This window comes from Shewanella sp. SM68 (assembly GCF_025653925.1).
Classification (GTDB): Bacteria; Pseudomonadota; Gammaproteobacteria; order Enterobacterales; family Shewanellaceae; genus Shewanella; species Shewanella oncorhynchi.
Genome location: NZ_JAKKRU010000001.1, coordinates 653717 through 680678, shown reverse-complemented (window position 1 = coordinate 680678; position 26962 = coordinate 653717). Strand labels below are relative to the sequence as shown.

General features: G+C 44.0%; 27 protein-coding genes. 15 read left to right on the top strand and 12 right to left on the bottom strand.

Going from position 1 to position 26962, the window contains the following annotated elements:
- Window positions 1-21 precede the first annotated feature (21 nt).
- Both L5M40_RS02950 and L5M40_RS02945 read left to right on the top strand, forming a co-directional pair.
- Complete coding sequence (locus tag L5M40_RS02950) at window positions 22-936, top strand: LysR family transcriptional regulator (RefSeq protein ID WP_028759592.1); 915 nt, start codon at window positions 22-24, stop codon at window positions 934-936.
- Between the two features lie 256 nt (window positions 937-1192).
- The gene (locus L5M40_RS02945) at window positions 1193-1987 is read left to right on the top strand and encodes a TIGR00266 family protein (RefSeq protein ID WP_028759593.1); all 795 of its coding nucleotides are present in this window, start codon (window positions 1193-1195) and stop codon (window positions 1985-1987) included.
- A gap of 92 nt (window positions 1988-2079) precedes the next feature.
- Here the strand turns inward: L5M40_RS02945 and L5M40_RS02940 are convergent, their stop codons facing one another.
- The 3 genes from L5M40_RS02940 to L5M40_RS02930 form a co-directional block, all read right to left on the bottom strand.
- Window positions 2080-3348 (bottom strand): hypothetical protein, encoded by a 1269-nt coding sequence (locus L5M40_RS02940; protein ID WP_219255603.1) that lies wholly within the window; start codon window positions 3346-3348, stop codon window positions 2080-2082.
- Window positions 3349-3717: 369 nt separating this feature from the next.
- Window positions 3718-4056, bottom strand: coding sequence for a hypothetical protein (locus L5M40_RS02935; RefSeq protein ID WP_263177611.1), 339 nt, complete (start codon window positions 4054-4056; stop codon window positions 3718-3720).
- Between the two features lie 109 nt (window positions 4057-4165).
- Window positions 4166-4627, bottom strand: coding sequence for an EVE domain-containing protein (locus L5M40_RS02930; protein ID WP_028759596.1), 462 nt, complete (start codon window positions 4625-4627; stop codon window positions 4166-4168).
- A gap of 277 nt (window positions 4628-4904) precedes the next feature.
- On the opposite strand from L5M40_RS02930, the gene L5M40_RS02925 reads away from it, so the two are divergent.
- The 5 genes from L5M40_RS02925 (at window position 4905) to L5M40_RS02905 (ending at window position 10321) form a co-directional block, all read left to right on the top strand.
- A complete protein-coding gene (locus L5M40_RS02925) occupies window positions 4905-5285 on the top strand; it encodes a DUF6508 domain-containing protein (protein ID WP_263177612.1) in 381 nt (126 codons plus the stop codon).
- Between the two features lie 139 nt (window positions 5286-5424).
- The gene (locus L5M40_RS02920; RefSeq protein WP_263177613.1) at window positions 5425-7137 is read left to right on the top strand and encodes an AMP-binding protein; all 1713 of its coding nucleotides are present in this window, start codon (window positions 5425-5427) and stop codon (window positions 7135-7137) included.
- A gap of 344 nt (window positions 7138-7481) precedes the next feature.
- The gene (locus tag L5M40_RS02915; protein WP_212601317.1) at window positions 7482-8228 is read left to right on the top strand and encodes a substrate-binding periplasmic protein; all 747 of its coding nucleotides are present in this window, start codon (window positions 7482-7484) and stop codon (window positions 8226-8228) included.
- A 165-nt stretch (window positions 8229-8393) separates the two neighbouring features.
- On the top strand, window positions 8394-9434 hold the full coding sequence (locus L5M40_RS02910) for a M14 family metallopeptidase (RefSeq protein ID WP_168827414.1): 1041 nt from the start codon (window positions 8394-8396) through the stop codon (window positions 9432-9434).
- The gene (locus tag L5M40_RS02905; protein WP_263176605.1) at window positions 9431-10321 is read left to right on the top strand and encodes an alpha/beta fold hydrolase; all 891 of its coding nucleotides are present in this window, start codon (window positions 9431-9433) and stop codon (window positions 10319-10321) included. Before L5M40_RS02910 ends, L5M40_RS02905 begins: the two co-directional genes overlap by 4 nt.
- Window positions 10322-10356: 35 nt before the next feature.
- On the opposite strand, the gene L5M40_RS02900 is transcribed toward L5M40_RS02905, so the two are convergent.
- Complete coding sequence (locus tag L5M40_RS02900) at window positions 10357-10764, bottom strand: YccF domain-containing protein (protein ID WP_263163022.1); 408 nt, start codon at window positions 10762-10764, stop codon at window positions 10357-10359.
- A gap of 267 nt (window positions 10765-11031) precedes the next feature.
- Here L5M40_RS02900 and L5M40_RS02895 point away from each other — a divergent pair, with 267 nt between their 5' ends.
- The 4 genes from L5M40_RS02895 (at window position 11032) to L5M40_RS02880 (ending at window position 15584) form a co-directional block, all read left to right on the top strand.
- Complete coding sequence (locus L5M40_RS02895) at window positions 11032-12081, top strand: pyridoxal-phosphate dependent enzyme (RefSeq protein WP_263176602.1); 1050 nt, start codon at window positions 11032-11034, stop codon at window positions 12079-12081.
- A gap of 61 nt (window positions 12082-12142) precedes the next feature.
- On the top strand, window positions 12143-12856 hold the full coding sequence (locus tag L5M40_RS02890; RefSeq protein WP_105252194.1) for an NrtR DNA-binding winged helix domain-containing protein: 714 nt from the start codon (window positions 12143-12145) through the stop codon (window positions 12854-12856).
- A 357-nt stretch (window positions 12857-13213) separates the two neighbouring features.
- On the top strand, window positions 13214-14101 hold the full coding sequence (gene prs / locus L5M40_RS02885; protein WP_263176601.1) for a ribose-phosphate diphosphokinase: 888 nt from the start codon (window positions 13214-13216) through the stop codon (window positions 14099-14101).
- Window positions 14102-14111: 10 nt separating this feature from the next.
- A complete protein-coding gene (locus L5M40_RS02880; RefSeq protein ID WP_263176600.1) occupies window positions 14112-15584 on the top strand; it encodes a nicotinate phosphoribosyltransferase in 1473 nt (490 codons plus the stop codon).
- 157 nt (window positions 15585-15741) lie between these two features.
- Here the strand turns inward: L5M40_RS02880 and L5M40_RS02875 are convergent, their stop codons facing one another.
- From L5M40_RS02875 to L5M40_RS02855, 5 genes are all read right to left on the bottom strand, one after another.
- A complete protein-coding gene (locus L5M40_RS02875; RefSeq protein ID WP_011789018.1) occupies window positions 15742-16002 on the bottom strand; it encodes a hypothetical protein in 261 nt (86 codons plus the stop codon).
- A gap of 300 nt (window positions 16003-16302) precedes the next feature.
- Window positions 16303-16476, bottom strand: a complete 174-nt coding sequence (locus tag L5M40_RS02870; RefSeq protein WP_006082106.1) for a hypothetical protein — start codon at window positions 16474-16476, stop codon at window positions 16303-16305.
- 726 nt (window positions 16477-17202) lie between these two features.
- Window positions 17203-17925, bottom strand: coding sequence for a ChrR family anti-sigma-E factor (locus L5M40_RS02865; RefSeq protein ID WP_105252198.1), 723 nt, complete (start codon window positions 17923-17925; stop codon window positions 17203-17205).
- Entirely contained in the window at window positions 17918-18580 is a 663-nt protein-coding gene (locus L5M40_RS02860; RefSeq protein WP_028759609.1) for a sigma-70 family RNA polymerase sigma factor, read from the bottom strand. The genes L5M40_RS02865 and L5M40_RS02860 overlap by 8 nt, the downstream gene beginning before the upstream one ends.
- A 145-nt stretch (window positions 18581-18725) precedes the next feature.
- A complete protein-coding gene (locus L5M40_RS02855) occupies window positions 18726-19277 on the bottom strand; it encodes an LON peptidase substrate-binding domain-containing protein (RefSeq protein WP_028759610.1) in 552 nt (183 codons plus the stop codon).
- 101 nt (window positions 19278-19378) lie between these two features.
- On the opposite strand from L5M40_RS02855, the gene L5M40_RS02850 reads away from it, so the two are divergent.
- Together L5M40_RS02850 and L5M40_RS02845 are read left to right on the top strand one after the other, a co-directional pair.
- A complete protein-coding gene (locus L5M40_RS02850; RefSeq protein WP_263176598.1) occupies window positions 19379-19993 on the top strand; it encodes a class I SAM-dependent methyltransferase in 615 nt (204 codons plus the stop codon).
- 289 nt (window positions 19994-20282) lie between these two features.
- The gene (locus tag L5M40_RS02845; protein ID WP_028759612.1) at window positions 20283-21227 is read left to right on the top strand and encodes a chemotaxis protein CheV; all 945 of its coding nucleotides are present in this window, start codon (window positions 20283-20285) and stop codon (window positions 21225-21227) included.
- Between the two features lie 174 nt (window positions 21228-21401).
- Here L5M40_RS02845 and L5M40_RS02840 read toward each other — a convergent pair whose 3' ends face one another.
- Together L5M40_RS02840 and L5M40_RS02835 are read right to left on the bottom strand one after the other, a co-directional pair.
- Entirely contained in the window at window positions 21402-22043 is a 642-nt protein-coding gene (locus tag L5M40_RS02840) for a hypothetical protein (protein WP_028759613.1), read from the bottom strand.
- A 51-nt stretch (window positions 22044-22094) separates the two neighbouring features.
- The gene (locus tag L5M40_RS02835) at window positions 22095-22454 is read right to left on the bottom strand and encodes a DUF2750 domain-containing protein (protein WP_028759614.1); all 360 of its coding nucleotides are present in this window, start codon (window positions 22452-22454) and stop codon (window positions 22095-22097) included.
- A 419-nt stretch (window positions 22455-22873) separates the two neighbouring features.
- Here L5M40_RS02835 and L5M40_RS02830 point away from each other — a divergent pair, with 419 nt between their 5' ends.
- Window positions 22874-24178: a lytic murein transglycosylase gene (locus L5M40_RS02830; RefSeq protein WP_263176590.1), complete on the top strand. Its 1305-nt coding sequence runs from the start codon at window positions 22874-22876 to the stop codon at window positions 24176-24178.
- Between the two features lie 135 nt (window positions 24179-24313).
- Complete coding sequence (locus L5M40_RS02825) at window positions 24314-24802, top strand: peptidylprolyl isomerase (protein ID WP_105252202.1); 489 nt, start codon at window positions 24314-24316, stop codon at window positions 24800-24802.
- A gap of 167 nt (window positions 24803-24969) precedes the next feature.
- Here L5M40_RS02825 and L5M40_RS02820 read toward each other — a convergent pair whose 3' ends face one another.
- A complete protein-coding gene (locus L5M40_RS02820) occupies window positions 24970-26913 on the bottom strand; it encodes a M1 family metallopeptidase (protein ID WP_263176588.1) in 1944 nt (647 codons plus the stop codon).
- Window positions 26914-26962 lie beyond the last annotated feature (49 nt).

The window sequence follows — 26962 nt, the reverse complement described above, 5'->3', positions numbered from 1 at the left end:
CATTAGAGCCAAGGAGTGACCATGCGCATCGATATTGATGCTTTTAATGTGCTGCAAGTGCTGGTGGAAGAGGGCAGTTTTGCCAAGGCGGCGGAGCGATTACACAAAGCGCAATCGGCGGTGAGTTATCAAGTTAAAAAGTTAGAAGAGCACCTAGGCGTGCCGCTTTTTAGCCGTGAGCAATATCGTGCTGAGCTGACGCAAGAGGGCCGCGTGATTTTGGCCGAGGGACAAAGATTACTGCAACACCTTGCAAACATTGAACATCTTGCCAGTCGTTTCAGTGAAGGCTGGGAGCCCAAGCTAGAGCTAGTGATAGACGGTGCCTTACCGATGGAGCCTATCATGACGGCCTTAAAGCGCATGGCTGAACATCAGATCCCCACTAAAATTCAGCTGAATATGGAGTTTTTAGGCGGTGTACAACACAGATTTGAGCGTGATAATGCTGACTTGATGTTAGTGAAAGATTATCGCACTGGCCCCTATTATCATCCGCAGCCTTTGCCTGCAATTACTAGCGTGCTGGTGGCCAGTGCTTCGCATCCTTTATCTTTTATTCGCGAAATTAGTTTGTCTGAGCTGCAGCAACATGTGGAATTAACTATCGAAGACTCTTCACCCAATAAAAGTTACCGCGATGAAATGCAATTTGGCGGCGATAAAGTATTTTATCTTTCTGGCTTTATCATGAAAAAGAACGCCTTGTTAAAAGGCTTAGGTTTTGGCTGGTTGCCGGACTTTTTAGTGCAAGAAGAGTTGGCTAAGGGCGAATTAGTTGAAATCGACTTCGTCGGTGGCAGTCGTTTTACGTTTATTCCACAGCTCGTCTCGACCTTAGAGCGACCGTTAGGTCGTGCGGGACAACTTTTTACCGAGTTGATATTAGAGGAGTTTGCTAAGGCTGAGCAGTTTAATGGTGTGGGTTTGGGTTGATAAGTCTTCGCTTGTCATCTTTTGATACAAGTTACCGCATAAAATAATCGCATTTTGACATTTTATGTCATAGATTAATGCCTAGGTCAGATTAAGGCTTAGATTGAGAGTTAAAATAAGGCCTAAATTCAGACTGAGCTAAGATCTAGATTAAGGTCGAGATGAAGAGTGAAATTGAGCCGCGATAGGTAAAGAGTCGTCCATCGGGGTCAATCTAAAGGATAGTAACAAGGAACTGACAGTTAAGGGGAACAGTATGTCTAGACGTTGTCATGAAGTGGATTATGAAATTATCGGCCACAGTATGCAGTTGGTTGAAGTGGAACTCGATCCTAACGAAACCGTGGTCGCTGAAGCGGGCGCGATGAATTATCTAGAGCAAGATATTAGCTTTGAGGCCAAAATGGGCGATGGCTCTGAGCCTGAGTCAGGCTTTTTTGGCAAGTTGGTGGGCGCGGGTAAACGGGCATTGACGGGTGAGAGCATTTTTATGACTCACTTTACCAACCAAGGCAATCAAAAACGTAAAGTCGCTTTTGCCGCCCCTTATCCTGGCACTATCCTAGCGATCGACTTGGCCGAACATGGTGGTGAGCTTATCTGTCAGAAAGACAGTTTTTTGGCTGCGGCTTTAGGTACACGCGTGACGATGAAATTTAATCGCCGCTTAGGTACCGGATTTTTCGGTGGTGAAGGGTTTATTCTGCAAAGTCTACAGGGCGATGGTATGGCGTTTATCCATGCGGGGGGCACCTTAGTGAAAAAAGAACTAAAAGGTGAAACCTTAAGAGTTGACACAGGTTGTCTTGTTGCATTTACCTCAGGGATTGATTACGACATAGAGCGTGCAGGCTCATTAAAGTCTATGGTCTTTGGCGGTGAAGGTTTGTTTTTAGCCACACTCAAAGGCCACGGGACGGTTTGGCTACAAAGCTTGCCATTCTCACGTATGGCGGACCGTATTATCGCCCATGCCCCATCAGCGGGTGGCAGTGATCGCGGTGAAGGCTCTGTGCTTGGTGGTATTGGTCGCATGCTCGATGGGCGCTAAATTATAAGCTGACATGCTGTCTCCTGTTAAGGCATTCCAGACTATCCTCTGGGATGCCTTTTTAGTTGAAACCTGTCATTTCCTTTATTGTTTTAAGCATTTTCGCCGTTGTTAAGGCTTTGTTGAATGCGTCTTTCAATTAGTTTAGATATGAGATACATCATCAAATAGCCCGTGCCTAAGGCTAAAATCACCGCGACGACATTCTCCGTATACAGGCGGTAAGCGTAGAAAGTACCGACCAGTACTGCGATACCAGCAAGGCGAATAAGTAGGCTTTGAGTAAAGTAGCCATGAGCTTTGATATAAGCTAGCTGGTAGCCATTGAGCATCATAAATATAAAAAACATGGAGAAATGCATTAATACTGGGGCCGCTTTAATGTATTGCTCGGGGAATAACCAAGCGACTAACGGCTTGCTCGCAAAAACCATAACGACAAAAAAAATACCGCTGATCCACAAAGAAACTTTCGTCAGCCATGATTTAATTTGTTGGACTTCGTCAAAGCGTTTTTCTCGTACGCACACTGCGACTTCGGGCAGTACAAACCGGTAGATGGGAAAGACAAAAAGCAGGGTGAGGTAAGTGATCATCGGCCGCACCACCACTTGGAAATCACCCAGTTCATCTATGCTGAAATAGGCAATAGTCAGCAGTACGGTGATGTAAATCATCAAGATACTGGCCCCCGCTTCCATGGACGCCGTCAGGCTTTTCTTCATAAAACTGCGTAAACCCGTATCAAAATGCACTGCACTTAAGGGCGGAGTGGCAATATCTTTGCGCCGTTTTAAGTACATATATAAGGCAACGATGAGCGATGACAGTGTCATGCTGTAAAAGAGTGATGCAATGGCGGTTTGTTTTAAGCCGTAGAAACATAATAAAAAGCTAGTCACTTGCGCGAGCGGCTCTAACCAAGTGACTCTATTGGAGATGGCATATAGCCGGTACATGGCAATTTGATTGGTAAAATAGACCTTGAGCCCCATACTCAGAATAATCCCAACCAATTGAAAATATTCTACATTGAGCTGAAGTTTGTGTTTGATATAGGGTAAAACTAAGCCCCATGTCAGTAATACCATAGCGATCAAGCTGTAGCGGAATATATTGGTAATATCCACATCTTGCTTGGTCTGGGAGTAGGTCACCACCATAGAGGAGCGAAATCCCGTCATTAGGATTAGCGACAGTGAGATAATGTCGATCACTGTGTGATAGAGCGCTAGATCGGCTTTGGCAACCCATTGTGCTAGCCAGAGTTTAAATAGAAAACCCACAGAAATACTGGCGAGTGATGCCCAGAACCCCGCAATAATTGCCTGCTTAACCCGTTGAAGTGAGGTGTTTTCCATTATCAAAAATCCAGCGTTAGTCTACGGTCATTATCGGGATGCTATGAATTCAATTAAGATTTGGCCTTAGCCGCATGAGTATTTTTAGGTGACACTTATCTTGTTCTGTTCGATATCTTTTCACCCTGCATGAGTCTAGCATTTAGCCAATTTACGACCAATAGCCAGATAGTAAAGATATGATAAATATCAATATGTTGCTTTATTGTAAGTTAGAACGTTATTGAGTGAGGACTGGGATGATAAATTGTCTTACAGACAACGTTTTTTGATAGATGAAAGCAGTATTAAGAAGTACAACTACGCCCAGATAAGCGCTGGGCGTAGTTGTAAATGTGTCAGTTATAAATGCCATTTTGTCATGGGAAGTTAATCGGTAATGATATTGACGATATCGAGGATTTTACGGCTGTTATTATCGAGTTTGATTAGTGCACCTTCGACTTGAATGCTAATGATGCCATCTCTGTCTAAGGGCACTACGATGCGGCCGCGATCATAAATATCATGCTCAAGCACAGCACCACGCTGGAGTTTTTTCTGCCAACCGGGTGGCAGTGGCTGGCCTTGGTCAACTTTTTTCTGTAATCCCGGCGGTAGACTTTTATCCTTTTTGTGGTGCTTATGGTCATCTTTAGCAAAGGTTGAGATGGACATAGTTAAGCTGAGGACAAGTCCTGTGATTACCACTGAGGTCAATTTATTCATCTGTACTCCTAAGGGGCATTGAGTTGATGTTGTGTCCAATGCTGGATGTGGCCAACAATAGGCGATGCTAAATGAACTATAGCTGAACGTTCTGGTTCAAGATTGCTTTCTAGCGGGTTAACATGAGTACAGCTTGCCATTGTTCGGCGGTCACAGGTTGGATACTGAGTCTTGACCCCTTAGAGACTAAATACATGTCCGCCAGTTGGGGTAAACTTTTTATCAAACTTAAGGGAATAATCTCGTTAAATTTTTTGACAAAGCGGATATCCACTCGCAGCCATCTTGGTTTGGTTGGATCTGACTTAGGGTCGAAATACTTCGATTCGGGATCGAAGGCTGTGCTGTCGGGATACGCATTGGTCACGACTTCTGCTATGCCGACAATTCCGGGCACTTTGCAGCTTGAATGGTAAAAAAATACCTTGTCGCCAATCTGCATCTCATCGCGCATAAAGTTACGCGCCTGATAGTTACGGATCCCATGCCAAGCTTCGGTTTGGTTAGGGCAAGCCTTAAGATCATCTATGCTGAATTCGTCGGGTTCCGATTTCATAAGCCAGTAGTTCATCTTGTTTCCTTTACTCATACTTGCCGTTAAGCGCTTCAATACCGCTGAGTTTATCTGAATTTTGTCGAATACCCCAGTTCGTCACCCATATCAAACATTGTGAGTTTGATTAAGTTTCCGTTCAGATAACGTGGCTTAGCCTGTTGACAGCAATCTTATTTGGTATGCCTTATGCAAATTCTCGTTTCTAAGGCAAAGCGTCAAATTCGATCTCGGTTTGTGACTGGTGTCGTGCAAGTTGTGGCAGCAGAGGCAACCAAAACCTGTGAGGTGTGTTATGGGGACTTCAACAATGACATCCGATTGTGGCTTATACACTAAATATCTTAAGGATTTTACGGCGGGTGATGTGATCTTAAGTCATGAGCGAATGCTGGAATTTATTAATGACCTGACAACGCAAGGTTGGTTATTGGCTAATTTCACTTGGGACTATTGGTATAACAACAGTTACTTAGTCGATAAACCTGCCTATATTCGTGATGCGAGCATCGCACAATGTAAGTTGCTGCTAACCGCCATGACGCGACTCGAGGTTTTTAGCCCCGGCGTGTTAGAAAATATGCGTCGCCAAGGGGTGTTACTGGCCATTGTTGAGCGGTTACAAAGCTTAAATGTGCCTAAGTCGAGTACTCATTTTGAGTTTCTCAGCCGCTAGCACTGGGCTTTAATGGATTGTTATCTAATAGTTTGTCTTACTCTTTAGTCTAATAAAGTGCTTTTTTACTTGTGACATGATCCGTGGATTGGTTAGTTTGGACCTCGCTAACCATAATAATAAATGCACGGAGGCCTTAATGTCAGTTCCTACAAGCCAAGTTATAAGCCCGCTCAATGTTAGCGAGTTTAGAGGCGAGTCATCACCGAAACTCGTTGAGAAGACCATAGGTCAATATCTTGATGAGATTGCGGCAACGTATCCCGACCAATTAGCTGTCGTAGTACACCATCAACATATCCGCTGGAATTACCGCCAATATCTTGCTCAAATCGATGCGCTCGCCACAGGACTCTTAAAACTCGGTATTAAGTCTGGTGATAGGGTAGGGATTTGGTCGCCTAACAATATCGAGTGGTGTTTAACCCAATATGCGACCGCTAAAATTGGCGCCATCATGGTGTGTATTAATCCTGCGTATCGTCCTGAAGAGTTGCAATACGCGCTAAGTAACGTGGGTTGTCGCGCGGTAATTTGTGCTGATAAGTTTAAATCCAGCAATTATCTTGAGATGCTATATGAATTGGCGCCTGAGCTAACTTCTTGCCCAGCGGGTAAATTACAAGCTAAAGCCGTACCTGAGCTTGAATTTGTGATCCGTATGGGCGCAGAGAAATCCGTCGGTATGTTGAATTTTGATGACTTGATCGTTGATGTGACCGCCGCTGACAGGATAATGCTCGAGAGTATTGCTAAGGAATTAAGCCCATACGATGCGATTAATATCCAGTTTACCTCTGGTACGACGGGCAGCCCGAAAGGTGCGACCCTATCCCATCATAACATATTGAATAATGGCTATTTAGTCGCAGAGGCGATGAAGTTTACCTGTCACGATAAACTCTGTATTCCAGTACCTCTATACCATTGTTTTGGCATGGTACTCGGCAGTTTAGTCTGCTTAGCCAAAGGCGCAACTGCTGTGTTCCCCGGAGAATCCTTTGATCCACTGACGACATTGCAAGTGATTGAGCAAGAGCGTTGCACCGCTTTGCATGGCGTACCGACCATGTTTATTGCCGAGTTGGAACACCCAGAATTTGCTCGTTTTGATTTGAGTTCCTTACGTACCGGCGTGATGGCGGGGGCAACTTGTCCTGAAGAAGTGATGCGACGTGTACAAAACCTGATGTATATGAAGGAAGTGCTGATTGGCTATGGTCAGACCGAATGCAGTCCGCTCAATCACATTACTGAAATCGACTCACCCGTAGAGAAACGCGTTCTCACCGTTGGCCGTGCTTTACCCCATACCGAAGTAAAAATTGTCGATGAATTTGGCGAAGTGCTGCCAATTAATCAACCCGGTGAAGTTTGTAGTCGCGGTTACTGCATTATGCAGTGTTATTGGAATGATCCTGAGAAAACGGCGGCAACCATAGACAGTCAAGGCTGGCTACATTCGGGCGATATTGGCCAAATGGATGAGCAAGGTTATGTGCAAATTGTGGGGCGCATTAAAGATATAATTATTCGCGGCGGCGAGAATATTTATCCCCGTGAGATTGAAGAGAAACTTTACACCCATAAAGATGTGCAGGATGCGGCGGTCTTTGGCGTTCAAAGCGATAAATACGGCGAGGAAGTGTGTGCTTGGATCAAAGTCCGCTCAGGAGCCGCGATTACAGAGGCTGATATTCGTCATTTTCTCACCGAGAAATTCGCCTACTTTAAAGTGCCGCGCTACATCAAGTTTGTGGATCAGTATCCAATGACAGTGACGGGAAAAATTCAGAAATTCAAAATGCGCGAGCTGATGTATCAAGAGTTATATGAAGATATTAATGCTTAAGTGATGTGATTTTGCGAGTGCGCTTTTTTGACTTTCAAGCCGCGCAATGTGGCTTGAATTTTATTCTATCTAGCTATTTCGGTTAGCAGATAAACGAACAAGCTAATTGGCTAATGAAAAAGTTGGCGAGTCATACCATCAAGTCAAGCTGCATGTTGAGTTAGCTTTCGCTGCTAATGTCGTTATTCTAATTGTAACAAAACTTCACTTCCCCGCTGTGGCTTGATGGCTATACTAAAACTAGTCATAAAATCTAACCAGTCATAAAATCTCGGCAGATAAAAACGAAAGCGTTAAGTTGTCGATGATGTAGTCGTAAATCCATGTAGGCAAAGGAGTACTAAATGGTTCGATGGCGTTCAATGCTCCTTGTGTATTGTCTTTCCTTTATGGGATTGAGCGTAGCTAAAGCGGATACCTTAATGCTCACTTCTTTACTTTGGCCGCCTTATTCAGGAGAGCAATTAACGGAGCAGGGTGCCAGTATTGCCGTGGTACGGGCGGCGCTGAACGTTATGGGACATCAGTTAAAAGTGGATTTTTATCCGTGGAGCCGCGCTGTCAAACTTACGACTATGCCGAACTCTGACTACATAGGTTATTTTCCTGAATACTATGTAGAGACAGAAAAGTTTATCTTTTCAAAACCGATTGGCGAAAGTCCATTGGGGCTGGTGGAGCAAAAGTCCCATCCAGTAAGTTGGAATTATATTGAAGATCTTAATCGCTATACCTTAGGTGTGGTGAAAGATTATGTGAATACTCAGGCCTTAGATCGCATGATCGTTTCCGGTGTACAGCGGACTGAAGCTGTGACTTCGGATGAGCATAATGTCAAAAAAGTTGCCGCAGGTCGGATTGATGCCGCGGTGATTGATGTCAACGTTCTGCACTATTTACTCAAGCAAAAGCCCTTACAGCCGCTGGCGACAAAGTTGCAAATCAATCGGCAAATTCTGGCGAATAAGCAGCTCTATATCGCGTTTCGTAATACAGAAGAGGGACGGCGTTGGCGAGATATTGTTGACCAAGGTTTAGCGCAGGTTGACGTAGAAACCATCATTGGAGAGCTACTTTATCGTGAAGACTAATGTAGGGTTTTAGGATAGTTTATTCTTTGTTTTACTCGTTATTTTTCTGCTTATTTCCCCGTACAGTCACTTCTGATATGCAGTTTGTCATCATTTTGTCTTTGTTCACTATTAGTATCACTTTAACGGCATGAGTTGTTCTCTCATTTTATTGATTAAGGTGACATGAAGAAACTTCCTTTTGAGCTTCCATTTGAGTTAGATACGCTGCAGCAACTCATTGATACTCATCATCTTAAGTTAGATTATCAGATCCTTGCCGACATTCCATTCCGCCAAGAGCATTTCCCCCTTTACAGTGTTGAGTTAGGTGGTACAGATACGCCTTGTCCGACAGTACTCTTTGTGGGGGGCGTGCATGGGGTTGAGCGTATTGGATCTCAAGTTATTTTGGCATTGTTAAACAGTTTATTGCAGCGGCTTGTTTGGGATAAACACCTACAACAGATGTTAACGGGCCTGCGGTTAGCTTTTGTACCTGTAGTGAATCCTGTTGGGTTATTCATGGGAACGCGGGGCAATGGTAATCAAGTGGATTTGATGCGTAACGCTCCGATAGAATCCCGTGAAAAAGTGTCCTTTATGGTGGGAGGACAGCGTATATCGTCACGGCTGCCCTGGTATCGCGGTATTGGGGGAATGGAGCTGGAAACTGCGGGTTTAGTTGCCTATGTACAACAACTGTTGAGTCGCAGCACAAGTTTGATTTCGCTCGATGCCCACTCGGGATTTGGCTTGAGTGATCATATCTGGTTCCCCTACGCCCATACCCGTACCGCCTTCGAAAATGCCAATTATATTTTTCATCTAAAACAATTATTTGAACAGAGTTATCCCCATCACGGCCATTATCGGTTGGCGCCGCAGAGCCAGTTTTATCGCACTCATGGTGATATTTGGGATTATCTCTATCGCCAGCACCAAGTGGCTGATCCTTCTGCTCAGGTGCCATTTTTACCTTTGACATTAGAGATGGGATCTTGGGCATGGATAAAGAAGAATCCTAGACAAATATTTAATTTTGCTGGCTTTTTTAATCCACAAAAAACACATCGTCACCATAGGATTTTACGCAGGCATACAGTACTCATGCAATTTATGATGGAAGCGGCCTATGCCCAATCGTTAGAGCAGTTAACACCTGAACGTTTGACTGAGCTGACAGAGCGTGCGCGGCATTATTGGTATCGGGAGTCTCAGTCATGACAACTTGGGTGTTATTAAGGGGATTAATGCGTGATCAGCGCCATTGGAATGGTTTCGATCAGCGTCTGCGACAAAAGGGATTGCGAGTGCTGACACCGGATCTTCCGGGCAATGGGACGCTATCCCACGAATTAAGTCCGCTTAAGATTGCTGATTATGCCCATGCCGTGTGGCAGCAATTAGATGAGCAGGTACAGGAAGGGGAGACTATTTATCTCCTCGGCTTGTCTATGGGCGGTATGTTGGCGTTGGAAATGGCATGCCAGCGACCTTGGCAGATAAGGCATGCCTTTGTATTAAACAGCAGTGCGGCGAATTTATCGTATTGGTATCAAAGATTTAATCCGCTGAATGCATTGAAGGCTTTTTTCATGCGTGCTCGGGGTAACGCTTTACATCCAATCGAGTCGACTATAGTGCGTTTAACCAGTTTTCGTCATCGGCGAGACCGAGAGTTAATTGTCAAGTGGAGTGAGTTTCGCCGCGATACCACACCAAGTAGACGCAATGTATGGCGACAACTTTGGGCGGCTTTTCAATACCAATGTCCATTGACAGTGGAAGTACCGATAACTGTGCTCTGCGGTGACCGTGATGCGCTGGTGAGTATGGCATCGAGTAAGGCGTTAGCACGGCATTTTTACACTGATTTGATTGTACTCGCGTATTGTGGTCACGATGCCGCTATAGATACACCCGCAAAACTGGCGCATTATCTGTTGGAAATTGTGGGGGCGACTAAGCCGCAAGTGCAGTTTTCTGTGGATAGTGAGCCTGCCAATACTCAATATGATTGCAACGATTTATTGGAGGAAGAAATAGCCTTAAACGAAGCGATATTTGCTGTATGGGATGACAAAGCGCTATCCACTCTTGAAACCAAATAATCGAGAGTGAATAGCGCAGTTAACACATTGTCTTATTAAGCTTTAGCCACTACGGTTTGGCCTATCGGTGTGAGGCTGATTAAAGCTAACTTAAGATGTTGTATCCCAAAGGGAATACCGATAATCGTCACAAAACAAGCTAAGGCGTGGACCAAATGCCCTATGGCTAACCAGATCCCAAACAGTAAGAACCAAATGATATTTCCTACCATGCCTAATGCACCTGTGCCCAAGTCTTCACGTCCAGTTAAGTGGCGACGGTTCATTTGTTCTTGGCCGAAGGGCCAAAAGGTCATTTCGCCGATAACAAAACAGGCGCGGCCGAAGGGAATACCAATGATACTGATAAAACACAGGATACCTGCGAGCCACCAAGCGAGTCCCATCACAAATCCGCCGAGTACAAACCAAGCTATGTTGAATATTAAGCGTAATACAGCCATTGAAAGCTCCTTATGTTTACCCTGTTAGCCTTTATCGTTAGCTTCGATAAATTGAATATATGTCAATGTCTAAGCGATAACTATGCCAACTATTTAAATTGTTCATAATCAATTGGTTAATTATATGTATTCGAGATTCATGTGTCATTTTCACTAGTTTTTCGCCAAATTGATAATTTCTTAAGGGCGTAACAGGAAGGGCGGAGTTACACTAGCCTTCCCTTAACTGGTTTAAAAACCAGAGAATTTAATCGTTTGAGTAGCTTGATGTTTGCAAATTCCCCTGTCGATACATTTGCCTTTGCTGGCAGAGACATATTCCTAAAACGTGATGATTTACTGCATCCGGCGTTTAGTGGCAATAAAGCTCGCAAATTCGGCTATTTTTTAGATCATGAGTTTGCAGGCATCAGCAAGGTGATAGGTCACGGCTCGCCATTGGCTAACTCACTGTATTCATTGTCAACATTAGCGAAGATGAAAGGCTGGCAGTGTGATTTTTATGTAGATCATATTGCCAGTCAAATAGTTAAACATCCCACGGGCAATTATGCTGCCGCCTTAGCAAATAGCGCCAATATTATCGATTTAAGTGTGTTAATGGCGCAAAAGCAGACGTTTACTCAGTCGCAATCTGAACCTCAGGTTTTGTTAGAGATTAATGCTAGATCTGAGCCTGCTTTGCAAACGGGTAGTGCGCGACTGAGTTGCCAAGATTATATCGAGGCTCAAGTGCTCGCGAATGAACCGACGGCGCTGTTTATCCCAGAGGGCGGACGCTGTTCCTACGCTGAATACGGGGTAAATGTATTGGCGCAAGAAATAGTGCAATTTGCGCAGGCGAATGATTTAGTCGATTTAACGGTCTTTTTACCGTCGGGGACGGGGACGACAGCGTTATTTTTAAATCAGTACTTTATTCGTCAGCAAACGGCTATTCGCGTCGTGACTTGCGCCGTGGTGGGGGGCGATGATTATTTACGTTTACAATTCTCTATGCTTAATCCAAACACTCTCGAGCATCCACAGATTGTTAATGTCGGCAAGAAATATCATTTTGGTAAACTTTATCCGGAATTTTATGCCATGTGGCAGCGGGTCTGCGCCTCAGGCGTGCAGTTTGAATTACTCTACGATCCCTTAGGTTTTATTGTGCTTGAGGAATATTTACAAGGCGGAGGCTCTCGTCCAGTGATGTATATTCACCAAGGTGGCTTACTCGGGAACGAGACCATGTTGCCGCGTTATCAGCGTAAATTTGGCCAAAGTAGCTATGCCCACGGTGCCAGATATTTACTTAGTGACGCTAAGACATAATGTGTTTGAAGCTGTGTCATGCCTAAGTTAAGCTTATGACATTGAATGATGGGGAATACTCATGACTGAAGCGGAATATCTTGCCAATTACGATCCTAAGGCTTTTAAGGCTCAGCTACTGACAGTGGATGCCGTATTGTTTACCTATCACGATCAGCAACTTAAAGTACTCTTAGTACAACGCTCAAATCATCCATTTTTAGGTTTATGGGGATTACCAGGAGGGTTTATCGATGAAAATTGCGATCAATCCCTTGAGCAAACTGTATTACGTAAACTGCATGAGAAAACCGCAGTAGTGCCACCTTATATTGAGCAGCTATGCACTGTGGGTAATCGTAGTCGCGATGTAAGAGGTTGGTCTGTGACTGTGTGTTATACCGCCTTGATGAGTTATCAAGCTTGCCAAATTCAGATTGATTCAGTGAGTGATGTTAAGTGGTGGCCATTAGCAGATGTGTTGCAGATGCCCTTGGCGTTTGATCATCTGCAGTTAATTGAGCAAGCGCGGGAACGCTTAACACAAAAAGCCTTATATTCTTTAGTGCCAGGATTTGCACTGTCTGAACCTTTTACCTTGCCAGAACTGCAGCATGTACATGAGGTTTTACTGGGCAAGCCTATCCAAGGTAAATCCTTTCGCCGCCGGGTTGAACAGGCCGATTTATTGATCGATACGGGATTAAAGCGCACCGAACGTGGTCGTCCTGCTAATTTATACCGCTTGAAACCCAATACCGCATCGTATCGCTTCTTAAGAAATTTAGAATGTTGATCACAGTGAATGTGGATTTAAGCCAGATATTCACCTTGCTCAATATGAGTTACGGCGACTGCTTATGCCTTATTCATGGTGACTTTGAATCAGTAAAGGCTGTTTAATTACTGATTTTGCCTTAATGTCTCCGGTTCTTGTATTACTCGATACCCATATTGTAGCTTCTTAGTTGTCGCGCCCACAAATAGTGTCTAAAGGACACTATATGCCATTTAAGCATAACATTTCAGGTTGCTCCGTCTGAAATAGTCTAAAAATCAACTTTACACAATAATGTCTTTAAGACACTATTGTTCATGTAGACAACAAGGGCGCCGTCAATTTCGGCAATCTTGCCATAGACAGGAGGTTACTATGTCTCAACGTATTCAAGCGTCTCAAGATATTTCTCACGCTCAATGTTCGCAAGCCGATTTTTATCGGTTACCCGCAGCTAGCGATGAGACTCACTACCGTTTATTTCAATTTGGTGCGGGGGAGAATCATGTTCAAATACTGGTTCCTCCTGCTAAACGAGTAACGATCTTTTTCAGTTATCGGGGCGATCATTCCATCATGCAGCTCTTGTTGTTAACTGATGCATTGCGTCGCAGTGGTGCCGAGCAAATTAATTTGCTACTGCCTTATATGCCGGGCGCTCGCCAAGATAGGGTGTGTAATGCCGGTGAGGCCTTGTCGGTAAAAGTCTATGCTAGCCTAATTAATCAGCAGCAATATGCTTCGGTCACCGTTTTTGACCCTCACAGCGATGTCACCGCCGCATTGTTAGACCGAGTTCAGGTTATAGACAATCACAGCTTTGTCGCCGCTATCACTGCCCAATTATCGGGTGAGCTAGTGTTAGTCTCGCCCGATGCGGGGGCGAATAAAAAAGTATCCGGCTTAGCTAAAGCGTTACAGGGAATGCCGGTGATCAGGGCCGATAAACATCGTGATGTGGTCAATGGCCATATTATCGCTACCGAAGTGTTCTGTGATGACTTATCGGGTAAAACCTGCTTAATCGTTGACGATATTTGCGCGGGTGGCAGAACCTTTATTGAACTTGCCATCAAATTAAAGCAAAAGGGGGCACAAAGCGTCATTTTGATCGTGTCACATTATGAAGATAAGGCCAGCGAGTTGGCTCTGCGCGAGGCGGGCATAGACAGATTATTTTGTACCGATAGTTTAGGTGTCCCAACACATATTTCGAGCGAGTTCTGTCATTGCCATGCTGTTTTGAGTTATATGAATCATTAAGGAAAATATTATGTACTTGAATCCCGTTACTGCTATTGATGGCTACAAAGTCGACCATCGTCGTCAATATCCCGATAATACTCAGGTGATTTTTAGTAACCTGACCGCCCGTAAATCCCGTCGTGGTTACACTGACCAAATGGTGTTTTTTGGCTTGCAATATTTTATCAAGCATTTCTTGATCGACAGTTGGAACCGTGATTTCTTTCAACAACCTAAAGATCAGGTCATTCGCCAATTCTCCCGCCGTATCAATAACTATCTCGGGCCGAATAACGTCGGCACTCAGCATATTGAGGAGTTGCATGACTTAGGCTATTTACCAATTAAAATTATGGCATTACCTGAAGGCTCAGTGTATCCATTAAAAGTGCCTTGCTTGATTTTGTACAATACCGATGAGCGGTTCTTTTGGTTGACCAATTATCTCGAAACCATCCTTTCCGCTAATGTGTGGGGTATGTGTACCAGTGCTACTACCGCGCTGCAATACCGCAAAATATTTGAGACTTACGCGCTAGAAACCGATGGTGACATCGCTTTTGTTGATTGGCAGGGTCACGATTTTAGTTTCCGTGGCATGTATGGTGCAGAGGCCGCTGTAATGAGCGGCGCCGCACATTTACTCAGTTTTACTGGGACTGATACCATACCCGCCATCGATTTTCTTGAGCAATATTACCTTGCCGATAGTGATAAAGAACTTGTCGGTGGCAGTGTGCCCGCAACGGAGCACAGTGTCATGTGCGCGGGTGGCATGGAGAATGAATTAGAGACGTTCCGCCGTTTGATTGAAGATATTTACCCAACGGGCATTGTCAGCATTGTTTCAGATTCTTGGGATTTTTGGCAGGTGATGACAGAATTCACCTTAGCGTTAAAAGACCGCATTCTTGCCCGCGATGGTAAAGTGGTGTTTAGGCCTGATACGGGTTGCCCTGTGAAAATCATTTGTGGCGATCCACAAGCACCAATCGGGAGTCCTGAATATAAAGGCGCTATTGAGTGTCTGTGGGATGTCTTTGGGGGTAGCACAACTGCCAAAGGTTACAAAGCGCTGAATAGCCATGTTGGACTGATCTATGGCGATTCAATCACCATTGAACGTGCTGAAGCCATTTGTGCTGGCTTAAAGGCCAAAGGTTTTGCGTCAACCAATATTGTGTTTGGAATTGGCAGTTTTACCTATCAACACGTGACCCGAGATACTGACGGTTATGCCGTGAAAGCGACCTTTGCGAAAGTTGATGGTAAAGACAGAGAAATATTTAAAGATCCTAAAACTGATGATGGTACTAAAAAATCCGCTAAGGGTTTAGTAGCGGTATTTAAAGATGAGCAGGGTCAATTTTATCTTAAAGATCAAGCCAGCTGGCAAGATGTCAACAATTGCGAGTTTGTCCCCGTATTTGCCGATGGTGAACTATTAACGGAATATTCTTTGGCAGATATTCGCGCAAGGTTGGCAGAGTCTAGAAGTTGAGCCTATCGATTTGTGATTTTTAACGGCTATCGACAATAGCGAAGATAAAACTGGCAATGTGATTTCTATTAGGGTCATATTGTCAGTTAGGTTTTGAATTTATTTTAAGTCGCGTAAGTAAAACGCCCCATAAATAGTCAAATGCAAATACAAGCGATTAAGACAGTAACTGGTTCCGTTTAAGAATTTTATAGGTACGACGGCCAATGTTTTCGAGGTTTTTTAAATCTTTTAGGCTAGGCGTTACCTCACTAAATTGCCAATAACTGATTTCGGCATCTAACATTTCCAGCATTTTCTTCGAACAACCTAAACATTGTCCCTGGCACAGTTGTGCTTCTTCTAAATTGAGTGGAATAGTCTCTTTTATCTGGTTTATCAAGGTTTGCATGGCAATTTGAGTATTGGGTTTTGGCATAGATGATGTGCTGAACAGTATTCATGTGTATGAATATTAGCGGATGCTGCAATGGAAAGAGGTGATCTAACGCTGGATTTGACTCATTTGGTTCGGCAGGTATCTGTGTGAGAGAGATACAGCCTGAACCAAATGTGCTCGTCATAATGACGTAAAAAAGGATAGCGTGTTCGTGACATTCGGCTATCAGTCTACTTAAGTGCTCGGTACTGCGAAGATAATGGAAACCGATTAAATACACTTGAGTAAACGGGTACTGCGGTATTAATTTTTAACTTATCGTTTTACTTACTTTTTGACTTATTTGTTCGCGGACAATAACCATTTCATAAAGCTGATGGCTTCTGTACGTTTAGAAAAAGTCTGTCTGTTTTTACCTTGACGATCGGTAAAAGCAATTGAGGTTTTATTTACTGAGATTGAATCTACAGGGAAGTTCACTGTAATTTCATGTCCATTAATTTTGTATGACATATGCCACACTCCTTTTTGTTAATTCACCCATAGGTGAGATAGTTGTAACTATAAAATATCCTTAGCAATTGTGCGAAAGATTCGTTCTATTGAGTATCGAGGTTACCCCATCTTTGATTCATTAATCAAGAGATGCTTAATCGATAAATATTTCATGTTGTCGATTACGTCAATGGAATAACTCGATTCAACCAGTTGACCATAGCTTAATGACAATACTATGACAACAAGGAGAACAGTAAGTTCACAGACATAACCACATGATTTTAGTGATATCGAATGATTGAGCTTATGGGGTTTTGCTTGTAGTAGGCTTTCTTTATGAGGACCGAACTCTGATTGCTAAATATCAGGCTGGGTTAAAAAGGTAAACAACAAGGTGTATCTCAAAACGACGTGCAGTATATCAATAAAAATGGCTTATGCAAGTTTAATTTTTATTCGATGTCATTATTTATTTGCTAATGTTGAATTAAAGTGTATTTTTCGTGGCTATTTACTTGATTTAAATAGGTATAGTTAGGTTTGTTTATGGGTTGGTTTTTATTTTTGTGGTAATTGACTAAGGTTAATATTGCCGTTTTATAGGTAAATGTTATAAAAATCCCACTAAAATAGGTCATTTTAATGGGATTAATCGTAGTCAGTTATGTAATGGAATTATTAAACTGAATTTATAAATGAATCTATGCGTTTGCTCTTATTTAAAAAGCTCAGTCAAAAGGTTTAATAAATCAGTTCACCTATGGGATTGAGTAGCTTACTCAGACCTTTGGTAAAATGCAGCGGTGCATCTAATACTGTGTAGCATAAGCAACCGTTAATGGTTTTCGGTGAGTGATGGTGTTGGCCGTCGAGCACGATAAAATCACCTGGCACATAGTCACCATTAAGATCGGAAAACTCTCCGGCTAGTAGTAGTGTTAGTTCATAACCTTTATGGGTATGTTGGGGGATTTCACCTTGGGCATCTATATGCAATAGGCTAGCGCGGGTGTTCGTTTCGTCGACATCAAAACGCATGCGACTGACTTTGCCTAATATTTGCCATGGACGGGCCAAATGCTGACGAAACACCGAGGGCACAGTGTAATGCTGTTGCTTTATGTCGACATCGATAGGGGCGTTATTAGGCACATTTGTCGCTGCCGGTTGAGCCATGATTTGCGCCATCATAGCGTCAATGTCCAATGCCGATTCTTGATTGTCGCCTGAGTGTTGCACCTCAACATACTCTCTGTGCATCAACTCTTCGCCCGTATCATTTGCAGCATGACCGCCATCAGGATTTAATGCTAAATTTGCAGCTTGTTCTGTGAATAGGGCAAGCTGCTCTCGACAAGTCTCACATAGGTCGCAGTGTGCGGATATTGCTATCGCCATTGATAAAGGTAAGTTCCCATTGGCATGGCTGACGAGTAATTCTTGTTGGGGATGATGCTTAATCATTGTGTGTCTCCAAGAAGCTTTTCAACTTTTCTAGCCCTAATCTTAAACGGGACTTTATGGTCCCTATCGGTACCTTTAGGGCATCGGCTAGCTCTTGTTGAGTGAGTTCTTGCATGTAAATGCCTTGCACAACTTGTCTTTGTGCTATGGGAAGGGCATCAAGATGTTGGAGTAATTTAGCCGTCAACTTGTGATCAGTGAGTGTGTCTTGAGCCATGGTCGCATCACACAGCGGCCAAATATCATCACCGAAAGTATCTTCTCTATTGTGTTGTACCCGTCTAAGCATATCGAAACATTGATTACGCATAATGGTAAACACCCAAGTTGTCACTGACCCTTTTTCTGCATTATATAGATGAGCCTTAGTCCAAACGCTGGTCATGGTTTCTTGTACTAAATCCATCGCCAACCCTTGTTGATTTAGTCTTTGTAAACCAAAGGCTCGGATCTTGGGCATGAAATGCTGAAATAAGTGACCAAAGGCGGCTCTGTCTCGGTTGTCTGCTACTTGTAGCATAAACGTGATTAAAGCATCCGCTTGAGGCTCGCAGGTTTGGGAAGCTGGAATTTCGTTATCCATAGCCGAATTAGTCAGAGACGTGATTGGGACATGATACCGAGTTTGCCTGCTTTGTGATTGAATATTTTCCATTATTTTCGCTCTTATCCCAGTCGTGAGTGCTGAGTGTGATATCAGTAACGACAAAATTGAGAAGTATGTTGCACTTCTGAGCCCATTTTTGCTGTCAAACTTTCAATCAATACGAAGTGGCTTAAATAAAGGATCATTCACAGTATTATTTAATGACGGCCCGCAATAGATCTCGGGTCATAATATGATCTAAGGCATTAATGCAGGTGTACTTTTCGGATGCTTGTACGGGTAATATTTCTAGCCAGCGCTGGCAGACCCAAGCGATATCATCGAACTGTTCTGTCTGGTAGTGCTTGAGATGTTGCGGATATTCCTTAAGAATGTTTTGTAACATTTGACTCAAGTAACGTTCATCGGTCGCAATACGTACAGCAGGCCAATTGTCGATTAAACTGACGTCTCCGCGCTTTAAACCATCAGCTTCGACACTGATTTTATCAAGTTTAAAGCGTTTTGAACCTTGAATACTGATCCCTAATAGTCCGTCTGGTAAGGTTTCAAAATCAATAATATGCACTAAGGTGCCTATGGGCTGAATGGTTTTACCATCCTCTTCAAGCATACATAAGCCAAAGCCTTGGCCTGACTTTAATGATTCGGCGACCAAGCGCTTATATCTAGGTTCAAATACCCGCAGTTGTGTGTAACCTTCGGGCAATAAACAAATGGGTAATGGAAAAAGAGGTAATTTCATCGTGGCCTCTGGTGAACTTATGTTCTTATCATTACGTACCATAATGGCAGTTCGATCAGTAAAATTATTCAACAGTAGTTTACCCATAGTGAGAGGATGGCATGAAATTAAATCCATTTGAGAAAAAGATCGTTCAGCATCCATTACGTTTTTGGTTACAAAATCATCTCGAAGCGCCCTTATTGACCTCTATGATGCCAAAACCTATGGCTTTGTGCGAACGCGCATTAGAAATAGGTTGTGGGTTTGGTAACGGTATTCAGTTGATCCGCGAACATTTTGGCGCGGGACATATCACGGCAGTGGATATCGACCCTGACATGGTTGCCTCCGCACAATCCCACTGGCAATCTCGGCCGCAAGGGTTAAAAGGGCTGAGTTTCTCGGTTGCTGATGCAACATGTTTACCCTTTGCCGATAGCGAGTTTGATATGGTGTTTGATTTTGCCGTATTTCACCATATTCCAGAGTGGCAAGCGGCCATTAAGGAAGTTGTAAGGGTGCTGAAACCGAACGGATACTTTGTGATAGAGGATTTATATCGTGCCGCAATTTGTAATCCATTGAGCCGACGCTTATTTGAGCATCCACAGCAGAATCGCTTTAATCATAGTGAGTTGTTAACGGTATTGCGCCAGCTGGGATTTGAGATTGTCCGCGATAGAAATGCCTTTAATCTTGCGGGTATGGTGCTCGCCCAGAAAATATTGCGTTAGGCGTTAGAGTTGATGCTTAACCTAAATTGAATCGTTAGGATTAAATGATTGCGCTAGCACTAAGACCAAATATTAGCAATGCCGCGTATTATCTGAAGATATCAGCTTAGGGATGCAGATATCTGAGATGCGCTAAACGAAGTTTATGGCCGAACTTTGCGAGAGTGGTTGTAATTTTTAGATAAAATAGACTCTCGGCATGGTTCTTCATGGGAGTTTACCGCTATAATTTGAGCTAATCCGTCGCATGTGGGGAAAGGATTTTCCTCAAGAGTAGAGAAGCAGCATTATGGCAAACGTACTTGCAACCGTAGATCAGCGTACCAAACTCGTTGGTGAGAACCGACTTGAGTTGTTGCTCTTTAGCATTAATTCCACGCAGTTATTTGCCATTAACGTCTTTAAAGTCAAAGAAGTCGTCAAGCTTCCTCCCTTGAATGCGATGCCGGGTAGTCATCCGCATATTTCTGGTGTTGCTAATATTCGTGGGATTTCTATCCCTGTGATTGATTTACGTTCGGCCATAGGGTTTAAGCCCGTGCCGCCTAACGAAGATGCCAATATGATCATTACAGAATATAACCGCAGTGTGCAGGGTTTCTTAGTCGGTAAGGTTGAACACATTATCAACATGACTTGGAGCGATATTATGCCGCCTCCGAAAACGGCTGGGCGTAATAATTATCTAACGGCAATTACGCGCATAGAGCATCAAGGTCAGTCGCAGTTAGTGTCTATTATCGACGTAGAAAAAGTCTTGGCGGAGATCATTCACTACGATATCCGTTTATCTGAAGGTGTACTCGACGAAACCTTAGTCCATGAAATGCCAGGCAGAAAAATCCTGATCGTGGATGATTCATCGACCGCTAGACGTCAAGTGCGTGAAACGTTAGGCCAACTGGGTATCGAAATTATTGAGGCATCTGATGGCTTACAAGCGCTGACGTTATTGCAGAAATGGCGTGATGAAGGTAAACAAGTTGCCAAAGAATTATTGATGATGATTACCGATGCCGAAATGCCCGAAATGGACGGTTATAAGCTCACTTCTGAAGTGCGTAGCGATAAAGCTATGTCGGATTTATTCATCACCTTAAATACTTCGTTGAGTGGCAGTTTTAACCATGCCATGGTTGAAAAAGTGGGCTGTGATAAGTTTATTTCTAAGTTCCAACCGGATTTGCTGGTGGAAGTGGTGCAAGAAAGATTAAGACAAGTGATCAATCTCTGATCGCATTTTGAGATTCGAACTATCGGTGATTGACCTTGAGTCGATCATCGGTAGGTTTAGTGTTTTTAAAGAACGCTTTAATAACAGTTTTTAATATGGACTTTGAATCACATTCTTTCAACTGCTACTTTTTCAACTGCTTTTCTGCAAACTCACTACCTATAACTCGCTCGATTATAACGCTAATTCGGCTGCTACATCGTGTAATACTTGGCGCTTCATTTCTTTGGCGGCGGCGATATGGATACGGGCGAGCCTTAAGGCATAGTTGAATCTTGCTCGACCGACGAGGCTTACCAGTTCGGCAAAAAACTGTGGATCTAAAGTGAATTGCGTCGAATAGTATTGGATAGCGGCATTGACTGAATTAAAAGTCACGCCATCGAATTCAAAACCTGCGTTATAACCTTGGTCGTCAATTTCTTCGCCCTCTAATACCAGTGGCCAACCGGGCGCATTGATACGGTCGCGGGCAATTTGGTACATCATCCAAGCACTTTTTTTAAAACCTTCAAACACTTTGCAGGAGAATTCAGACTCGGCAAGCTCTTCTTCGGTCCAATTAATCCCAATGGCGAGGTGTTTCGCATAAATACGCATTAGTGCATCTTTGACGGCCATACGACAATCCCAAATGGAGCTAAGAGTATGTTGTTTGGCTAATCGCAAACATTCGCTGCAGGCGGGCACAGCTAACGAAGAATGTGGTGTATGTGTGTGTGCAATATATTCGAAGTGTTGATGACTCGGTTCGCCACAAAACCAGCAAGTATGGCGTTTGTCGAAGGGAATATCGATAAGCGGAATAGCAGACATCAAGGAATGAGCACCTCAGTCCTTGATATCATCAATGGCATACTGAAGCGATTAAACTTCTTCAACATCAACCAAATCTTTTGCTAAAACAATCGGATCAAGTTCAAGACAATCTTCATCGGTTTGCCAATCAACACCGATCAATACACCATCGTCGTTTAGATCTGAGACCCAATATTCTAGAAATTCTTCTAATGAAATAGAAACAGGTTGATAGTCGTGCCATTCGTCGCTGCAATGGGATTTTGCTGTAGCTTCATTTGACCATAATGGCATCACATCTGTGTCTTCAAATTCTGAAGAATCACAAACGACCCAGCCTTCGCCAGTTTCATCCATTAGACCCCAGAGCGTCTGATGTTGTTTTACATTTTTGATAAAGCCAGCCAAAGCCGCATTGATTTCAGTCATGATAGGTCTCTTTGATGTGTGCTGTTAACTTATCCATTATACGGTAACGTGCTGCGATACCAAGGGATTCTTTGTTAAGAATTTTTTTGTGTTGGATAACTGAGCAATAAGCCTATGCCGCAAGGTATTTATGGCGATAAGGATTGTGTTACGTGTCACTATGGGTCAGGATTATTGGTAATGAGTCGCCTTGGTACAGGCTGTTTTACTGACTAAATGTGGCTCAGATAGGGGCTTTACGTAGCGGAGAAACATGTCTTCTATGCTTTTGGCCGTTAAAGGTGTTTTGGATTCTAACCTTTAACTCGTTATGCCAAGGCGAATATCTCTCTAGGGCAATTCCCTCTTGAAGATGGAATATTGTCGTGTTTAGCCACAACAGTGTGATTGTTGTGAGATCAAATATTGGAGTTGTTGATTTGATTAAAATTAAAGGGTTAACTTATCTGTTTGCGAGTATTGCCGCCTGTGTCAGTCTGAGTGCCTGTTCAAGTGCGCCAACGGCGAGTGCCAATGCCAATGCAACCAGCACTAACGCAAGTGGCATTGCAGCTGAAGTCAATCAAATGCCCGATATCAGTGCTAGCGTACAATCTAATGCAGAGGCGTTTCCAATGTGCTTGACTGGACTGCAAGCGCGAGCACGTGCAGAAGGCCTGTCAGAGGCGACGATAAACTCTACCATTGCGAACTTGAAATTTGTCCCTCGAGTGATTGAGCTGGACCAACAGCAACCCGAATTCAGCCAGACATTTGATAATTATTTCAGTAAGCGCGCGACCGAATGGCGCGTCAATGAAGGCCGCCGTTTACTGCAAAAGCACAGTGTCTTACTTCATCAATTAGCGCAAAAATACGGCGTTCCGCCGCAATATATCTTGTCTTTTTGGGGACTGGAAACGAACTACGGTTCCTATAAAGGCAAAATGTCGGTATTGAATTCGCTGGCGACTTTGGCCTGTGAGCCACGCCGTAGCAATTATTTCACCATAGAGCTGATGCAAGCCTTAAAACTGAAAGAAAAGTATCAGTTCGATGATGACACTATGGTGGGATCATGGGCAGGTGCTATGGGACATACGCAATTTATGCCTTCTGCGTATGCCAAATATGCGGTCGATGGTGATGGGGACGGTAAGGCCGATTTATGGAATAGCACCACAGATGCGCTCACGTCTGCCGCGAACTTTTTGCAGCACTTAGGTTGGCAGCGTAATCAGCGTTGGGGGCGTGAAGTCTTGTTGCCAAAGGATTTTAGTTACAGTCATTTAGGTGCGAAACAGCCCTTGTCGTTATCTGAATGGGCAGCGCTCAATGTAACGCAGTCGAATGGGCAACCTTTGCCTGCCGTCGATATTCAAGCTGCGCTGTATTTGCCTGCGGGACACACAGGCCCAGCCTTTTTAGGTTATGAGAATTTTAATGTGATCATGCGTTGGAATCGCTCCGAATTTTATGCCATTACGGTAGGGCACTTGGCCGATCGTATTAATGGTGGACAACCCTTGACAGTCAGTCCGCCTGAGCAACCACGCCTAAGCCGCGAGCAAGTAAAGCAACTGCAAACAAAACTGAACGAGGCTGGATTTGATGTTGGTAAGCCTGATGGCGTGTTGGGACGTAACTCTATGGCAGGGTTGCAAGCCTTTCAACGTAGCAAACAGATGATTGCCGATGGCTTCCCAAGCCCAGAGGTGTTTACCGCTTTAGGACTATCACTGTAGTTACTGTCACTGTAGCCAAAGAGCGCTCGCTACGGGTTTTGAGTGCTTTGAGGCCGGATAAAAAAGTGGAGTGAAAAGCGCAGTTTTGTTAAGCTCGGCCCACAATTGAAATCGAAGAAAATCAAAGGATATTCGATGAGCATTAAAGACGATATGGTTGTGCAGTTTAACTACACACTGCGTGACGAGAAAGGTGAAGTGATCGAGACGAACGAAGGTCGCGATCCGATTGCCTATTTACACGGTCATGACAACATGATGCCAGGTGTAGAAAACGCGATAAACGGTAAAGCCATAGGTGAAAAGTTCACTGTTACCTTGCCTGCCGCTGAAACCTACGGTGAGCGTGTAGCGGATGCTGACGCACACCAACGTGTGTCAGTTAAGCATTTACTGGGTGCGACTGTGTGGAAACCAGGCATGACAGCAGTGGTTAATACCGACCAAGGTCAGCGCCAAGTGACTATCGTTAAAATGGGTAAGTTTATGGCGACTGTGGATGTAAACCATCCATTAGCCGGCCGCGAACTGACATTTGATATTGAAGTCGTAGGTGCACGTGATGCGAGTGATGAAGAAATCGCCCACGGTCATGCCCATGGTGCAGGTGGCCATCACCACTAATCTTTAGGCTTCAGGCTCGGCTTCGAACTTGGCTTTTATCTGACTCCATGTGAGTGGAGTATAAGTTCAGTATGAGTTGAATGAATCGAGGCTAAATATTAAATAGCAAAAGCCCAAACCTAGGTTTGGGCTTTTTGTTTTTATGGTGCTAATGGCTCTTTATCTCGCTAATGGCTATGTTCATGCTCGAGTGGTTTGTCGGCAAACATCATATCTAGGCTTGCTTGGGTTTGGGGATGGTAGCCGCTGTGAGCCTTGAGATAGACACTCTTGGCCCAGTCGTATTTATCAGAGCTTGCTAGCTTTTGATATAAAGGCACGATTAAGCGCATGCGGCCAATATGGGTTAAGTGTTGTTTTAATGCGGGTAGTACTGCGTAATAGCCGTTGTCTAGGGCGAGTGAATACCATGCGAAAGCGATTTCACTGTTGCCAGTGCCCGTAAAATGGAACGCCTTATCTAGCTCGGCAAGTTTGGTTTGATCTAGATTGATCCTTGGCATTTCATTGATGAATCTTAACCACTGGTGGACTGTCCAAGTGCTGGTTTTCAACTCGCTTGCACTGAGTTTACCCTCGAGCCAAGTTTGTCTTTGAGCATCGATATCATCGAAGGCGTGGGAATTGGGCGGCACAAGAAATGACGGTAAACCTTGACCTTCAATCCAAGTATCCACTTCACCTTCACTGACAAGATGGGGATATTTGTTTAATAGATTCAAAGATAAATATTCACGGAATTGCGCCGTAGTAATACTCTGAAATGCAAAATGATTGAAGTAGCTTTTCACAAAAGTGTCGAAGCGTTCACGGCCAAATTTTTGCTCTAAAAATATTAAGAACAACTGGCCTTTTATATAAGGGACACCGCTGAAGGCTTCGTCGGGTGAGCGTTTACCGAGATCGAGATGTAGCACTGAATCGGCAGGAGTAAGTTCTGCAAGCTCTGCAAGCAATTCAGAGTAGCCGATGGTTTGCTCCATCAGTGCTCGGTCTCGGCCATAGAGGTCTTCCATAATGCGATTCTCAACATAGGTCGTAAAACCTTCATTAAGCCAGAGATCGCGCCAAGTGGCATTCGTCACTAAATTACCCGACCACGAGTGCGCAAGTTCGTGGGCGATGAGGCTCACTAAGCTTTTATCACCCGCGATCACTGTGGGTGTAATAAAAGACAAACGCGGGTTTTCCATGCCGCCAAAGGGGAAACTTGGTGGCAAGATAAGTAAGTCATAACGTCCCCAAGGGTAATCGCCATAACGTTTAGCCGCGATTTTGATCATTTCTGGCGTGTCGGCAAATTCTTTGCTCGCTTTGTCGAGGATCTCTGGCTCAGCCCAAATGCCCGAGATGTTATCTAAGGGAGCAAACTTTAAATGTCCTGCCGCAATAGCAATCAAATATGCTGGAATAGCCTGCGGCATAGTGAATTGGGTCTGAGTGCTCGACAGGGTTTTGCGATCGGCACTCATGACCACAGTGATGGCTTTATCGGCAGTAATTATTGCGCTATAGGTTTGGCGAACGGCTGGCGTATCTTGCAGTGGGATCCAACTGCGGGCGTGAATCGCCTGACTCTGACTGAACATAAAAGGCAACTGTTTACCTTGGGTTTGCTCAGGGGTTAACCATTGAATACCAGACGGATTATTCGACGTGTGGTAATTGATTTTAACTTTTTGGGTATCTTCATCGGCAAGTTTGATGGTCAGCGCCGCGCCTTTTACAACGTCCGCTTTGGCTAAGGTGAAGGGCACGCTTTGCCATTTCCCAGCTGTATTTAAAGCACTTACGCTGTTAATCGTCAGATCTCGAGTATCTAAGATGAGTTCTTTCCCCACCTTATGCCAAGCTAAATCGAGGGTGGCTTCACCGGATAAGCGGTTTTGCTTAAAATCGACGGTAAGGGCTAGTTCCAAATGACTCACGCTGACTTCAGTGTAATTGGCGTAGGTCAGTGCATCTTGGTTCTGCTGCGTATCAGCTTGTACAACAGTGGCAGTAGGCTCAGTGGTTAAGGTATTTGGAGTGCTATTGGCATAAGCGCAGGGAAGTAGTTGCAGGGCAAAGACTAGGGTGCTGCAAAGGACGGTTCGGCGAAGTGAAAGCATTATTTATAGTAGCCTAATGATGAAGTATGTTAGTTCGAGTTTGGGGTGA